This window comes from Falsiroseomonas sp. RANM36 (assembly GCF_056682175.1).
The window spans coordinates 799,603-812,589 of record NZ_JBWXTD010000002.1 but is presented as its reverse complement, the minus strand read 5'-3'; the positions used below and the strand labels follow the sequence as shown (position 1 = coordinate 812,589).

Genomic DNA, 12,987 nt, shown 5'->3' with positions numbered 1-12,987 from the left:
ACCGAGTATCCGGCCGCACGGCGGCCGGCGCCGCCCGGGCGACCGTGCCGCCGGGCTTCACAGTGGCGCGGCGAAAGCCAAGGCCGCGGATGCGGCCGCCCGGCGCCTGAGGGCATAAGACAATGCGCTGTCCGTTCTGCGGGAATGACGACACGCAGGTGAAGGATTCGCGCCCCGCCGAGGACGGCGCCAGCATCCGCCGCCGCCGATCCTGCCCCGCCTGCGGCAACCGCTTCACCACCTTCGAGCGCGTGCAGCTGCGGGAGCTGGTGGTCATCAAGTCCGACGGCCGCCGCGTGCCCTTCGACCGCGACAAGCTCGCCCGCTCCGTCCGCATCGCGCTGCGGAAACGCCCCTTCGACGAGGAGCGCATCGAGCGCATCGTCAACGGCATCCAGCGCCGTCTGGAGGTCGAGGCGGATTCCGAGGTGACCAGCCGCCGCATCGGCGACGTGGTGCTGGACACGCTGCGCGACGTGGACCAGGTGGCCTTCGTGCGATTTGCCTCCGTGTATCAGAATTTCCGGGAGGCGAAGGATTTCCGGGCGCTGCTGGGGAAGCTGGACGAGGGGTGAGGGGCGCGCGCGTTCCGTCTTTCGGTTCGCGCCGACAGCCCGCCCTCGCGGTTGTAGAGATAGGTGAAGGCCAGCGACGCGCCGCCCGAGAAGCCGTGCGTCAGGGCCTGCACCAGCCCGTCCGGCCGCCAGCCCCAGTTCGTCCGCGTCCCGTTGCCGCGGTCGAGCGCGAGCCGGCGGGAGGCGGTGTCGTAGGCATAGCCGCCAAGCCGCAGCCCGGCGGTGCCGGCGCCCTCGTGGATCGCCGTCACGCGGCCGAGCGCGTCATGCACATAGGTCGCCTGGTAGGTGTTGCTGCCCGCGGCCGGCCAGGTGAGCCGCGTCACGTTGCCGTCGGCATCCCGGACGTAGCCGATCTGCCGCCCATCGGGCCGCGTCTCGCCGATCATCCGTCCCGCGGTGTCGTAGGCGTAGCTTACGAAGTTCGTAAGCGTGCACTGACGACTGCGGTGTCGGTGGCTTGACGGCGCTCAGGCTGTGTCGGGCCGCATGTTCCATGGCGCGAGATCGCCGATGCGGTTGATGGGGTGGTCGGCGATGCGGTCGAGCAGCAGACGGAGATACGCCTGCGGATCCCAGCCGTTGAGCTCCGCCGTGCCGACGAGGGTGTAGATGATCGCGGCGCGCCTGCCGCCCTCGAGTGAACCGGCGAACAGGTAGTTCTTCCGCCCCAGCGCGACCGGGCGCATGCGCCGCTCGGCGGCGTTGTTGTGCAGGCAGGCGCGGCCGTCGCGGAGCACCGTCGTCAGCGCACCCCACTGCGCCAGCGCATAGCGGATGGCCTTGGCCAGGTCCGACTTGCCGGAGACCCGCCGTAGCGTTGCGTCCAGCCAGGCGTGCAGGTCGGCCATTACCGGCGCCGAGCGGGCCTGGCGGACGGCGAGGCGCGCTTCCGGTGGCTGGCCGTGGATCTCCGCCTCGATGGCGAACAGCGGCTGCATGCGCTCGATCGCCTCGCGCGCCAGCGGGCTGCCATTGGCCAGCAACTCGTCGTGGAAGTAGCGCCGCGCATGCGTCCAGCACGCCGCCTCGACCACGCGGCCGCCCTCGTAGAGGGCGTTGAACCCCGAGTAGGCGTCGGCCTGCAGGATGCCCTGGAAGTCGCGCAGGCGCCGCTGCGGGTGCTCGCCCTTCCGGTCCGGCGTGAACTCGTAGAGCACCGCGGGCGGATCGGTCCCGCCGAATGGTCGGTCGTCGCGCAGATAGGCCCAGAACCGCGCCGCCTGCGTCCTGCCGCGGCCGGGCGAGAGCATAGGCATGGGCGTGTCGTCTGCATGCACCCGCGGCCCTGCCAGGGCGTGGCGGCCGATGTAGGCGGCCATCGGCTCGGTCAGCGCAGCCGACCTGCCGACCCAACCCGCGAGCAGCCCGCGCGGCAGGTCCAGCCCATCGCGGGCGTAGATCTCCGACTGGCGATAGAGCGGGATGTGGTCGCAGTACTTCGAGACCAGCACATGGGCCAGCAGCCCCGGACCCGGCCTGCCGCGCTCGATCGGCAGCGAGGGCATCGGCGTCTGCGTCATCGCCTCGCAACTCCGGCAGGAGAATGCGGGCCGGACGTGACGCACCACCTCGAACCGCCCGGGGCGGTACTCCAGGATCTCGGTGATGTCCTCGCCCACCTTGCGCAGCGCGCCGCCGCAGGCGCGGCAGGCGCAGCCCTCGGCAGGCAGGTGCTCGACATCCCGCCGCGGCAGGCTGTCCGGCAGCGGCTTGCGGCCACGGCGCCGCGCCTTCTCCTCCGGCGCCTTGGCGCTGGCGGTCTCGTCCTCCGTGTCGTCGGCACCGCCCGCAGCAGCGATGTCGGCCAGCACCTCGTCGAGCCGCAGTTCCAGCTGCTCGACCTCGCCCGCCAGGCGCTCCGACGATCGCCCGAACCGCTCGTGCCGTAGCCGCGCGATCTGCACACGCAGTCGCTCCGCCTCCAGCGTTTTGGCCTGCAGGCCGAGTTCCGCGATGCGGCGGGCCGTGCGCTCCTCGGCCAGCTCCCCGCGCAGCGCGGCGATCATCGCCGCCAGGGCGGCGGGATCGTCGGGCAGTGCGCTGTCGGCGTGCGGCGTCACGCCGAAATCGTCCCAGACGCCGCCGCGTCGGCGCAAGGGCCTACACCGCGATCTCGGGCTTCCAGCTTGGCGTTGGCGTGCGCCAGTCCAGGCCTTCCAGCAGCATCGCCAGTTGCGCCGTCGTCAGCGTCACCACGCCCTCGCGCGCGATCGTCGGCCAAATAAAGCGGCCCTTCTCGAGGCGCTTGGCCAGCAGCACCAGGCCTTGGCCGTCCCACCACAACGCCTTCAGCAGGTCGCCGCGCTTGCCGCGGAACAGAAACAGGTGGCCGGAGAACGGATCGGCCTTCAGCGCCGTCTGCACCTGCGCCGCCAGCCCGTCGAAACCCTTGCGCATGTCCGTCGCGCCCAGCGCGAGGTGCACGCGCATCCCGGCATGCAGCGCCGGCATCAGCCGTCGAGCGCCGCCGCGAGCCGACCCAGCACCTCCGGCGCGATCACCTCGGAGACACGCAGCACACGGCCGTTCCGCAGTACCAGTTCGATCGTCGCGCCGGGCCGCGCAGGCCGTTCAGCGCGTGGCGATGCGGGAGCCTGCGGCCGCGGCGGTGGATCCTCGACGACGCGAACCGGCACCAGAGTGGGCGGGACCTCCGGCTCCATCCGCACGAGGCCCGGCATCGTCCCCTCGCGAGCCTGCCGCCGCCACTCGAACAGCAGGCTCCGGCTCATGCCATGGCGGTCGGCGACGCCCGCCACTGACGAGCCCGGGCCCATCGCCTCCTCGACCAGTGCAAGCTTCTGCTCCGTCGTCCAGCGGCGCCGCCGCTGCACCACGCTGATCACCTCGCCCCGCTGACCGTCCGGCAACGCCCATACCCCTACGCGTAAGGGCGACAACGGACTTCCGCTCCGCCCAGCAGCCGCGCAGGTCAGCCGATCAGCGCAGCCCGCCGCAAGGCAGTCGAGGGAAGACGCTTACCCTTGCGGGGCGTTACCGTCGGTAGCTTGGCAACGCGCCGGGTGGCATGGCCACCCAAACGGCGTCGTGCGCCACGCGCTCCGCTCCGGCCACTGGCCTCTTGAGGCGAGATGCCGCAATCGCCACCGTGGCAAACTGCCGGCGGCCAATGCGCGACAACCATATGCCAACGAACTTACCTCTTGTTCCGGACCCCAAGCACTGTTCGGCATAAGCTGATGCGGCTCCGCCGTGCTGCCGATCCTGACCGCGATCGGCCCGACCGCCCGCGCCGGAACTTCCCGCAAGCGTCTTACCGCCGTCGTCTTCGCCGCCATCGCTTCATCGTCCGAGCGCCTGGAGGCTCCGGCAAACCCAGCCCCCCTCCTGTGGAGCGCCTCATCATGCGCACGCTCGGTTGTGATTCCGTGCTGGCCTGTTAAGTTTCAGGCGCTTCTGGGCTGCGGGAGAAGCTGGTGCCGCGTGTTTCCCATCCGTTGCGCAGGCACCTGCCGCGCAAAGGCCGCCGATGACCTCGGCGGTGACATGGCGCCATCCGGTGCTGGTCGGACTCGCGGCCGCGCTCGCCGGCATCGCGGCGATTACGCTGCTGGCGGTGCTGCCCGGCGGCAGCACCCTGGCGCAGCAGGTGGTGTCCGGGCTGATGCTCGGGGGCATCTACGTGGCGGTTGCCGTGGCCTTCACGCTGACCATCGGCGTGCTGAACTTCCTCAACTTCACCATCCCGACCCTGTTCATGCTGACGGGCATGGTGGCCTGGGGGCTTTCGCGCTGGGGCCTGCCCTTCGGCCTGTCGGGCGGGCTGCACTGGGCGCCGGCGCTGCTCGGCGGGGTGGCGGTGGCCATCATCGCCTCGCTGATCGTCGAGCGCTTCACCTTCCGCTACCTGAAGACCCGGCACGGCGATGCGACGGAACACGCGATCCCGCTGGTCTCCTCCCTCGGCTTCCTGCTGATCTTCGAGCACCTGGTGCTGATCTTCCTCGGCTCGGAATCCCAGAGCTTCCCGGTGCGCTTCCGTCTCGACCTGCATCTCGGGCCGCTGGTGATCGGGCTGCCGCAGATCGCCTCCCTTCTGCTGTCGCTCGGCGTCGTCTTCTGGCTGTCCTGGCTGCTGCAATCCACGCGGACCGGCCGCGCGCTGCGCTCCATCGCGGAAAGCCCGGACACCGCGACGCTGCTGGGCGTGGAGGTGGCGCGGATCGTGCCGATCGTGTTCCTGCTGAGCGGGCTGCTCTGCGGCGTGGCGGGCGCGCTGTTCGTGGTGAACTACAGCGACGTCTCGCCCTTCATGGGCGAGCATGTCGGCACGAAGGCGATCGCCGGGATGGTGCTGGGCGGGCTCGGCTCGATCTGGGGCGCCATCGCCGGCGGGCTGCTGGTGGGCCTGCTGGAGACGCTCGGCATCCACTTCTTTGGTGGCGATGCGGCGCAGGTGGCGGTCTGGGGCGTGCTGCTGGCGGTGCTGATCCTGCGGCCGCAAGGGCTGTTCGGCGCCTCGCGCATCGGCAAGGGGAAGCTGTGATGTCGGGGTACTGGGCCGGCATCCTCGCGATCCTCGCGATCAACATCATCTTCGCCTATGGCATCTTCATCACCGCCGCGGCCGGCCAGCTGAACCTGGGCGGCGCTGGCTTCATGGCGATCGGCGCGCATGCGGCGGCCGTGCTCGGCGAGCAGCTGGGCTGGACGCCGGCGCAGACCGTGCCGGCCGCGGTCGCGATCACCGCCTGCGTCGGCATCGCCATCGCCTTCCCGGTGCTGCGCACGCGCGGCGTGTACATGGTGCTGGCGACCTTCGCCTTCGCCCAGGTCGTCACCGGGATCATCCTGACACAGCCCGCGCTCGGCGGTGCGATGGGACTGGTGGTGACCGAGTATGTGGACCTTTCGGTGCTGCTGCTGGGCGCGGCCGGCGCGACGCTGCTGGTGTTCTGGCTGATGGCGACGCGATTCGGCCTGGCGCTGCGGGCGCTGCACGACGACGAGCTGGTCTCGACCCTGATGGGCGTGCCGGCGCGCGCGATGCAGGTGGGCGCCTTCGCCATCGGCGCGGGGCTGATGGGCCTCGCCGGCGGGCTCTACGCGCACCATTTCTCCTTCGTGGAAGCGCAGTATTTCAACCCGCTGCTGTCCATCTACGTGCTGCTCTTCGTGCTGATCGGCGGCACGCAGACCGCGTGGGGTCCGCTGGTGGGTGCGACCTTCTTCACCCTGGTGCCCGAGTTGCTGCGCGTCGGCGGCTCCTGGCGCTACGTGGTGTTCGGCGCGATCATCGTGGCGATGATGATGTTCCGCCCCGAAGGCATCGTGACGCGCAGCCTGGTTGACCGCCTGTTCTCCCGGCGGAGGCCGGCGCCCGATGCCGGCTGAGCCGCTGCTCGCCCTGTCGGGTGTCACCAAGGCCTTCGGCGGGCTGACGGTGGTGCAGGATGTGGGCTTCGATCTGCCGCGCGGCGGACGGCTCGGCCTGATCGGGCCGAACGGCGCGGGCAAGACGACGGTCTTCAACCTGATCTCCGGCGTCTATCCGATCGACGCTGGCGAGATCCGGCTGGATGGCCGCCCGGTCTCGCAGCTTTCGCCGCGGGCGCGGGTGCGCGCCGGCATCGCGCGGTCCTTCCAGAACATCCGCCTGATGCCGCATCTTTCCGCGGTCGAGAATGTGATGCTCGGCCAGCATGCGCGCGCCGCCGGGCTCGGCGCGTTGCTGACGCCGATCGCCTGGATGCCGCGCGGCCGCTGGCGGCGCGAGGCGGAGGACTTGCTGGCCGCGGCAGGGCTCGACATCGATCCCGGCGAGGTCGTGGCGAACCTGCCCTATGGCATCCGCAAGAAGATCGAAGTCGTGCGCGCGCTCGCCGCGCGGCCGAAGCTGCTGATGCTGGACGAGCCCGCGGCGGGGCTGAACCCGGCCGAGACCGCCGAGCTCGCCCGCTTCCTGCGCGAGATCGCCGCTGCCGGCACCACGCTGCTGGTGGTCGAGCACGACATGGGCTTCGTCAACGAGGTCTGCGACCGCGTCGTGGTGCTGAACTTCGGCCGGAAGATCTTCGAGGGCAGCATGGCCGGCGCGCGCGCCGACACCACGGTGCGCGAGGCCTATCTGGGCGCGGAGGCGGCGGATGCTGCTTGACGTCGCCGATCTCGAGGTCCGCTACGGCCGCACCCATGCCGTGCGCGGGGTCGCGCTCTCCGTCGCGCAAGGAGAGGTCGTGACCGTGCTCGGCGCCAATGGTGCGGGCAAGTCCTCGCTGCTGAAGGCGCTGGCGGGCGCGGTGCGGCCGGCGGCGGGTTGCATCTGGCTCGCCGGGCAGGACATCACGGCGCTCGCCGCGCCGGATCGCGTGCGGCAGGGCCTGGTGCTGGTGCCGGAAGGGCGGCAGATCCTGGTGAGCCTCAGCGTGCGCGAGAACCTGCTGATGGGGGCCTATTGCCGGCGCGACGCCGATGTGGCGCGCGATATCGACGCCATCTACGACCGCTTCCCGAACCTCGCCGCGCGGCGCGACATGCCGGCCAGCGTGCTCTCGGGCGGAGAGCAGCAGATGCTCGCGATCTCCCGCGCGCTGCTCGCCAGGCCGAAGCTGATGATGCTGGACGAGCCCTCGCTCGGCCTGTCGCCGCTGCTGGTCTCGCGCCTGTTCGGGCTGATCGGGGAATTGAACCGCGAAGGCCTCTCGATCCTGCTGGTCGAGCAGAACACGCGGATGGCATTGCGCGCCGCCTCGCGCGGCTATGTGATGGAGCTGGGCCGGGTCGTGCTGGACGGTCCGGCGGAGAGCCTGGCGAACAACGACGCGCTGGCCGCGGCCTATCTCGGCGGCCACTGAGCAGGGAACGAGGGAGAGACGAGGATGAAGCGCAGGACCCTTCTTGCCGCCGCGGCCGGCATCGTCGCCGCACCCGCGCTGCATGCGCAGGCGCGGGACTTCGTGCTCGGGCTGAGCATGGTGAAGTCCGGCCCGCTGAAGTCGCCGGGCGAGGCGACGGAGACCGCGGTGGACATCGCGGTGGCGGAGATCAACGGGGCTGGCGGCATCGGCGGCCGGCCGATCCGGCTGGTGAAGTTCGACACCGGCTCCGACCCGCGCCAGGCGGCGACGGCGGTGCAGAAATTCGCCCGCGACGACAACGCGCTCGCGGTGATCGGGCCTTTCTCCTCGGGCGAGGCAGCGGTCGCCTTCCCGGTGGGCGAGCGCCTCGGAATCGTGCAGGTCTCGACCTCCTCCTCCGCGCCCGGGCTGACCGGCAACAACACCTATGCCTGGCGCATGACCGAGGATGAGGGCAAGCAGTTCGGCCGCCTGCTCACCTCGCTGCAGCGCAAGAACATCCCGGCCAGCAAGGCCGAAATCATCTACATCTCGGACGAGCGCGTCTCGGCCATCACCGCGACGCAGTTCTACCCGGCACTCCTGCGCGCGCGGAACATCGCCTTCGGCGAGCCCGTCTCCTTCCAGTACCGCACCTTCGACGTGGCGCCGCAGGTGACGCAGGTGCTGCAGCGCGGGCCGGAGGTGGTGGCGCTGGCCGCCACGCCGGATGGCGCCGGCAAGGTGCTGCGCGAGCTGCGCCGTCAGGGTTTTCGGGGGCGCGTGATCGGCAGCCAGATCTTCGCCGATCCGAACTCGGTCGAGCTGTTCGGGCCGGAAGGCGAGGGGATGCTGATCGTCGCCGGCTTCTGGTGGGACCGCAACGACGCCACCCGCGCCTTCACCACCAAGTACCGCGAGGAGAATGCGCGCCGCGGCCTCGCGCAGAAGAAGATCCCGCACCATAGCGACGCGCAGGCCTATGACGCGACCTATCTGCTCAAGCAGGCGATCGAGCGCGCGCAGGTCAGCGGCGACCCGTCGAAGCTCGCCGCCGAGCGCACCGCCATCCGCGATGCGCTGCAGGGCATCCGCTTCACCGGCGTGACGGGCGAGGGCACCTGCTTCGACGCCGCGCGCGACGCGGAGCTGCCGGGCTTCATCATCGAGATCAGGAACCAGGCCTGGTCCCTGTTCGACCAGTTCCCGGCCGACACCTGCTCGTGAGGCGCCTCGCGGTCCTCGGCGGCGCCGGCGGCATCGGGCGCGCGCTCGTCGCCCGCGCGGCGCAGGAGGGCTGGCAGGTGAGCGTGCTCGACCTGCCCGCGTCCCTCGCGCGCCATCCGGTGCCGGCGGGCGTGCGCGCGATACAAGTCGAGGGCAGCGACGAGCGCTCGGTCGCCGCGGCCTTCGCGCAACTGGGCGAGGCACTGGACGGCTTCGTGAACCTCGCCGGCTTCGCCTCGCCCATGCAGCGGCTGGACGCGGTGGAGCCGGCGGTGTGGGACGAGGTGATCACCGGCAACCTCCGCACCGCCTTCCTCTCCGCCCGGGCGGCGCTGCCGCTGCTGGCGAAGGGCGAGGCGTCGGCGATGGTGCTGATGGTCTCGGGCCTCGCCGCCTTCACCAGGCCGGGCTACGGGCCCTATGCCGCGTGCAAGGCGGCGATGGTCTCCATGACGAAGACGCTGGCGCTGGAGGCCGCGCCCGCCATCCGCGTGAACGCCGTCGGCCCCGGCGCCGTGGACACCGCCTTCCTGCGCGGCGGCACCGGCCGCTCTGAGGAGGACCAGCCGCTGCGCCTCGATGTCGGTGCCTATGCCGCGATGATTCCGCTGAAGCGCATCGCCGTGGCGGAGGACGTGGCGGGTCCGACCCTGTTCCTGCTCGGCCCCGACAGCGCCTACATGACGGGCCAGGTGCTCTGGGTGAATGGCGGGGCCTACATGCCGTGAGCGACTGGGCGCTCGACCTCGGGGGCATGACGCTGCGCGGCGTGGCGGATGAGGACCCCTTCGAACTGCCGCGTGACCTGCTGTTCCCGGGCGCCGATCCCGCGCTGCTGGAACGGGCCGCGGCGCTGGATCCGCTCGGCGTGGATCCGGCGCGCGACAGCATCCTGCTGCGCGTGCAGGTCTTCGTGATCGAGCACGGCGGCCGCGTGATCCTGGTGGATGGCGGCATCGGCGACGGGAAGGAGCGGCCGGCCCGCGCCTCCTGGCATCGCAGAAGCACCGATTTCCTGCAGCGCCTCGGCATCGCGCCCGACAGGGTGGACATGCTGCTGTTCACGCATCTGCATGCGGACCATGTCGGCTGGGCGACACGCAAGGTGGACGCGCGCTGGGTGCCGACGTTTCCGAAGGCGCGGCATGTCGTTGCCGAGCTCGAATACGCCCATTGGGAGGCGCGCAACGCGGCCGCGCCGGTGAACCACGGCAGCTTCGAGGACAGCGTGCTGCCGCTGGCCGAGGCCGGGCTGCTCGATCGCGTGCCGCTCGATCATGTGCCTGTTCCGGGCCTGCGCTTCCGCCACCTGCCGGGCCACACGCCGGGGCAGGTCGGGATCCTGCTGGAGGGCGCGCAACGCCCCGCGCTGATCGCCGCCGACGCCGTGCATCACCCGATGCAATTGCTGGCGCCGCGGCTGGTTTCGCGCTTCTGCTCCGATCCGGCGGACGCGGTCGCGACTCGCCTGGCGCTGCTGGGCGAGGCCGCTGCCGACGGCCTCGCGCTGGTGCCGCATCACGCGCGCGGCCGCCGCCTGTGGCAGGTGGCGCGCGACGGGGACGCCTACACGGTGAAGGCGTAGGTCAGCCGATGTGCTCGGCGTGGTGCTCCAGGTACCACGCCGCGATCTCCTCCCGCGTCGTCCACCACACGTCATGAAACGTCTTGGCGTAGTCCACGAAGTCGCGCAGCGCGCGGATGCGGAAGGGCTGGCCGATCACATGCGGGTGCAGGCCGATGTTCATCAGACGCCCGCTCTCGGCGCCTTCGCGATACAGCTCGTCGAACTGCTCCTTGAACACCGCAAAGGCGCCGTTCACGTCCTTGCCCTGGCGCAGGAACACCGTGAAGTCGTTGACTTCCGACGTGTAGGGGATGGAGACCATCTTCCGCCCGCCCTCGCAATGCATCAGGTAGGGCTGGTCGTCGTTCAGCAGGTCGGTGAAGAAGATCAGGCCTTCCTCGGCCAGGATGTCCGGCGTGTTCGGCGTGGAGCGCAGCGAGCAGGAGAGCCAGCCCTTCGCCGGCCGGCCGACGACCTCCCGATAGACCTTCAGCGTCTCCCGGATGACCTGGCGCTCGCCTTCGATGTCGAACTGGTAGTTGCTGAGCAGGTCTGTCTGCACATAGTTGTGCGCCACGATCTCCCAGCCGCGATCCACCGCGTGCTGCACGACGGCGCGGCGTTCCAGGCCCATCTTGGCGTTGATCGTGCAGCTGGTCGGCACGCCCGCGCGCTCGAAGGTCTCGAACATCCGCCAGACGCCGACGCGGTGGCCGTATTCGCGCCAGGTCCAGTTCGGATTGTCATAGACGTTGCCGGGCAGCATGTCCGTGATGATGGAGGGACCACCCGGATAGAAGGGCTTGTCGGTGTCCTTCACCGTGTCCCAGTACTCCAGGTTGGTGGTGATCAGCATCGCGATGCGTGCGCCGTTCGGCCAGCGCAGGGGCTTGCGGTGGGGCATCGGGACGAAATCGTAGCGCATCGGAGTGCCTCTCTGGCCGCCGGGGAGATGTTCGCGCGGTGAAGCGGCTCGCGACGGCGCGCGATTCCGCCCCCATCCGGATGGGACGATGCCCGCCCCGAATCGCCTTCGCAAGGCGCGGCGGGCGGGCTGCGCGATGGGCCGCCTGCCGCTCGCAGCCCTGACCGGCACAGCGGCGATCCGGACAAGACGGGCAGTCATCCATCCGCTGCTGGCACGCCGCGCCGCTTGTCATCGAAGCGCGTCGCCACCGTCACGTGACTGTCGCCGTCCGGGGCTAAGCCGGTTCCAGCTGTCGAGGAGCGTGGCATGCCGCAGCGCCGCAACGTGTTGCTCATCGTGGTGGACCAGTGGCGCGCGGATTTCGTTCCGCATCTCGGCGCGGGGTTCCTGCGCACGCCGAACCTCGACCGCCTCTGCCGCGAGGGCGTGACCTTCCGCAACCACGTGACGACGGCCGTTCCCTGCGGGCCGGCCCGCGCAAGCCTGCTGACCGGCCTCTATCTGATGAACCACCGCGCGGTGCAGAACACCGTGCCGCTCGATGCGCGACACACCAATCTCGGCAAGCAGCTGCGGCTGATCGGGTATGACCCGGCGCTGATCGGCTACACCACCACCACGCCCGATCCGCGCACCAGCGGCCCGCGCGATCCGCGCTTCACCACGCTCGGCGACCTGATGGACGGGTTCCGCAGCGTCGGCGCCTTCGAGCCGCAGATGGACGGCTATTTCGGCTGGCTCGCGCATCAGGGCTACACGCTGCCGCCGCGCCGCGAGGACATCTGGCTGCCGGAGGGCGAGGATGCGGTGCCCGGCGTGACCGACCGCCCCTGCCGCATCCCTGCCGAACTCAGTGACAGCACCTTCTTCACCGAGCGCGCGCTGACCTATCTGAAGGGCCGCAACGGCAAGCCCTGGTTCCTGCATCTCGGCTACTACCGCCCGCACCCGCCCTTCATCGCGCCCGCGCCCTATCACGCGATGTATTCCCCGGCCGAGATGCCCGCCCCGATCCGCCGTGCCCGGTGGGAGGAGGAGGCGGCGCAGCATCCGCTGCTGCGCTTCTACCTGCGCGGGATCAGCCAGGGCAGCTTCTTCCACGGTGCGGGCGGCGCCGCGACGGCGCTGCAGGAAGACGCGATCCGCCAGATGCGCGCGACCTATGCCGGGCTGATCACCGAGATCGACGACTGCCTCGGCCGCGTCTTCGCCTGGCTCGACGAGAATGGCCAGTGGGACGACACGATGATCGTCTTCACCTCGGACCATGGCGAGCAGCTCGGCGACCACTGGCTGCTCGGCAAGGTCGGCTATCACGACGAGAGTTTCCGGATCCCGCTGGTGGTGAAGGATGCCGGCCGCAACGACCGGGCCGGCGCGGTCGAAAGCGCCTTCACCGAGAGCGTGGACGTGATGCCCACCATCCTGGAGGCGCTGGGCGGCAGCATCCAGCGCGCCTGCGACGGCCGATCCATCCTGCCTTTGCTGGACGGGCCCGCGCCGCAGGATTGGCGCGGCCACCTGTTCTACGAATACGACTTCCGCGACGTCCATTATTCCCGGCCGGAAGGCGAGCTCGGCCTCGGCATGGACGACAGCGCGCTCTGCGTGGTGCAGGACGCGCGCTACAAATACGTGCATTTCGCCGCGCTGCCGCCGCTGTTCTTCGACCTCCAGCGCGATCCGCACGGCTTCGAGAACATGGCCGAGGATCCGGCCCATGCCGGGCTCGTCAGGGACTACGCGCAAAAGGCGCTGTCGCACCGCATGCGGCACGCCGAGCGCACGCTGACGCATTTCCGCGCGACGCCGCAGGGGCTTGAGGAACGCGGCGTTGCCGCGCCGCCCGCGATACCGCGCGCCGCCGAATGATCTCTCCCCCCAGCACGA

14 protein-coding genes are annotated in these 12,987 nt (G+C 70.5%); 9 read left to right on the top strand and 5 right to left on the bottom strand.

Annotated features, from left to right (window positions below; translation table 11 throughout):
• Positions 1-122 precede the first annotated feature (122 nt).
• Positions 123-575, top strand: coding sequence for a transcriptional regulator NrdR (gene nrdR, locus AC1MIR_RS04775; protein ID WP_137177035.1), 453 nt, complete (start codon positions 123-125; stop codon positions 573-575).
• Here the strand turns inward: nrdR and AC1MIR_RS04770 are convergent.
• The 4 genes from AC1MIR_RS04770 to tnpA all read right to left on the bottom strand — a co-directional run bounded on the left by AC1MIR_RS04770 (position 515) and on the right by tnpA (position 3,448).
• Positions 515-964, bottom strand: a complete 450-nt coding sequence (locus tag AC1MIR_RS04770) for a hypothetical protein (RefSeq protein WP_480027019.1) — start codon at positions 962-964, stop codon at positions 515-517. The genes nrdR and AC1MIR_RS04770 overlap by 61 nt on opposite strands.
• 81 nt (positions 965-1,045) lie before the next feature.
• The gene (gene tnpC, locus AC1MIR_RS04765; RefSeq protein ID WP_480027065.1) at positions 1,046-2,584 is read right to left on the bottom strand and encodes an IS66 family transposase; all 1,539 of its coding nucleotides are present in this window, start codon (positions 2,582-2,584) and stop codon (positions 1,046-1,048) included.
• 94 nt (positions 2,585-2,678) lie between these two features.
• The gene (tnpB, locus tag AC1MIR_RS04760) at positions 2,679-3,008 is read right to left on the bottom strand and encodes an IS66 family insertion sequence element accessory protein TnpB (RefSeq protein WP_480027018.1); all 330 of its coding nucleotides are present in this window, start codon (positions 3,006-3,008) and stop codon (positions 2,679-2,681) included.
• 20 nt (positions 3,009-3,028) lie between these two features.
• The gene (gene tnpA / locus AC1MIR_RS04755) at positions 3,029-3,448 is read right to left on the bottom strand and encodes an IS66-like element accessory protein TnpA (RefSeq protein ID WP_480027017.1); all 420 of its coding nucleotides are present in this window, start codon (positions 3,446-3,448) and stop codon (positions 3,029-3,031) included.
• Positions 3,449-4,068: 620 nt separating this feature from the next.
• On the opposite strand from tnpA, the gene AC1MIR_RS04750 reads away from it, so the two are divergent.
• From AC1MIR_RS04750 to AC1MIR_RS04720, 7 genes are read left to right on the top strand one after another with little or no spacing between them, the layout of a single operon-like run.
• A complete protein-coding gene (locus AC1MIR_RS04750) occupies positions 4,069-5,085 on the top strand; it encodes a branched-chain amino acid ABC transporter permease (RefSeq protein WP_480027016.1) in 1,017 nt (338 codons plus the stop codon).
• Entirely contained in the window at positions 5,085-5,933 is an 849-nt protein-coding gene (locus tag AC1MIR_RS04745) for a branched-chain amino acid ABC transporter permease (protein ID WP_480027015.1), read from the top strand. Before AC1MIR_RS04750 ends, AC1MIR_RS04745 begins: the two co-directional genes overlap by 1 nt.
• The gene (locus AC1MIR_RS04740) at positions 5,923-6,696 is read left to right on the top strand and encodes an ABC transporter ATP-binding protein (protein ID WP_480027014.1); all 774 of its coding nucleotides are present in this window, start codon (positions 5,923-5,925) and stop codon (positions 6,694-6,696) included. Before AC1MIR_RS04745 ends, AC1MIR_RS04740 begins: the two co-directional genes overlap by 11 nt.
• The gene (locus tag AC1MIR_RS04735; protein ID WP_480027013.1) at positions 6,686-7,393 is read left to right on the top strand and encodes an ABC transporter ATP-binding protein; all 708 of its coding nucleotides are present in this window, start codon (positions 6,686-6,688) and stop codon (positions 7,391-7,393) included. Before AC1MIR_RS04740 ends, AC1MIR_RS04735 begins: the two co-directional genes overlap by 11 nt.
• 24 nt (positions 7,394-7,417) lie before the next feature.
• On the top strand, positions 7,418-8,602 hold the full coding sequence (locus tag AC1MIR_RS04730; protein WP_480027012.1) for an ABC transporter substrate-binding protein: 1,185 nt from the start codon (positions 7,418-7,420) through the stop codon (positions 8,600-8,602).
• On the top strand, positions 8,599-9,330 hold the full coding sequence (locus AC1MIR_RS04725; protein WP_480027011.1) for an SDR family NAD(P)-dependent oxidoreductase: 732 nt from the start codon (positions 8,599-8,601) through the stop codon (positions 9,328-9,330). The genes AC1MIR_RS04730 and AC1MIR_RS04725 overlap by 4 nt, the downstream gene beginning before the upstream one ends.
• Positions 9,327-10,187 carry an MBL fold metallo-hydrolase gene (locus AC1MIR_RS04720; RefSeq protein WP_480027010.1) on the top strand — a complete coding sequence of 287 codons (861 nt, stop codon included), beginning with the start codon at positions 9,327-9,329 and terminating at the stop codon, positions 10,185-10,187. The genes AC1MIR_RS04725 and AC1MIR_RS04720 overlap by 4 nt, the downstream gene beginning before the upstream one ends.
• Before the next feature lies 1 nt (position 10,188).
• Here AC1MIR_RS04720 and AC1MIR_RS04715 read toward each other — a convergent pair whose 3' ends face one another.
• Positions 10,189-11,094 carry a polysaccharide deacetylase family protein gene (locus tag AC1MIR_RS04715; protein WP_480027009.1) on the bottom strand — a complete coding sequence of 302 codons (906 nt, stop codon included), beginning with the start codon at positions 11,092-11,094 and terminating at the stop codon, positions 10,189-10,191.
• A gap of 309 nt (positions 11,095-11,403) precedes the next feature.
• Between AC1MIR_RS04715 and pehA the strand changes: the two genes are divergently transcribed.
• Positions 11,404-12,969: a phosphoric/sulfuric ester hydrolase PehA gene (gene pehA / locus AC1MIR_RS04710; protein ID WP_480027008.1), complete on the top strand. Its 1,566-nt coding sequence runs from the start codon at positions 11,404-11,406 to the stop codon at positions 12,967-12,969.
• Positions 12,970-12,987: the final 18 nt, after the last annotated feature.

Bases quoted from the DNA above. Each gene is read 5' to 3' on its own strand.
- nrdR (WP_137177035.1), top strand. From the start codon at position 123: ATGCGCTGTCCGTTCTGCGGGAATGACGACACGCAGGTGAAGGATTCG.
- AC1MIR_RS04770 (WP_480027019.1), bottom strand. From the start codon at position 964: ATGATCGGCGAGACGCGGCCCGATGGGCGGCAGATCGGCTACGTCCGG.
- tnpC (WP_480027065.1), bottom strand. From the start codon at position 2,584: ATGATCGCCGCGCTGCGCGGGGAGCTGGCCGAGGAGCGCACGGCCCGC.
- tnpB (WP_480027018.1), bottom strand. From the start codon at position 3,008: ATGCGCGTGCACCTCGCGCTGGGCGCGACGGACATGCGCAAGGGTTTC.
- AC1MIR_RS04750 (WP_480027016.1), top strand. From the start codon at position 4,069: ATGACCTCGGCGGTGACATGGCGCCATCCGGTGCTGGTCGGACTCGCG.
- AC1MIR_RS04745 (WP_480027015.1), top strand. From the start codon at position 5,085: ATGTCGGGGTACTGGGCCGGCATCCTCGCGATCCTCGCGATCAACATC.
- AC1MIR_RS04740 (WP_480027014.1), top strand. From the start codon at position 5,923: ATGCCGGCTGAGCCGCTGCTCGCCCTGTCGGGTGTCACCAAGGCCTTC.
- AC1MIR_RS04735 (WP_480027013.1), top strand. From the start codon at position 6,686: ATGCTGCTTGACGTCGCCGATCTCGAGGTCCGCTACGGCCGCACCCAT.
- AC1MIR_RS04730 (WP_480027012.1), top strand. From the start codon at position 7,418: ATGAAGCGCAGGACCCTTCTTGCCGCCGCGGCCGGCATCGTCGCCGCA.
- AC1MIR_RS04715 (WP_480027009.1), bottom strand. From the start codon at position 11,094: ATGCGCTACGATTTCGTCCCGATGCCCCACCGCAAGCCCCTGCGCTGG.
- pehA (WP_480027008.1), top strand. From the start codon at position 11,404: ATGCCGCAGCGCCGCAACGTGTTGCTCATCGTGGTGGACCAGTGGCGC.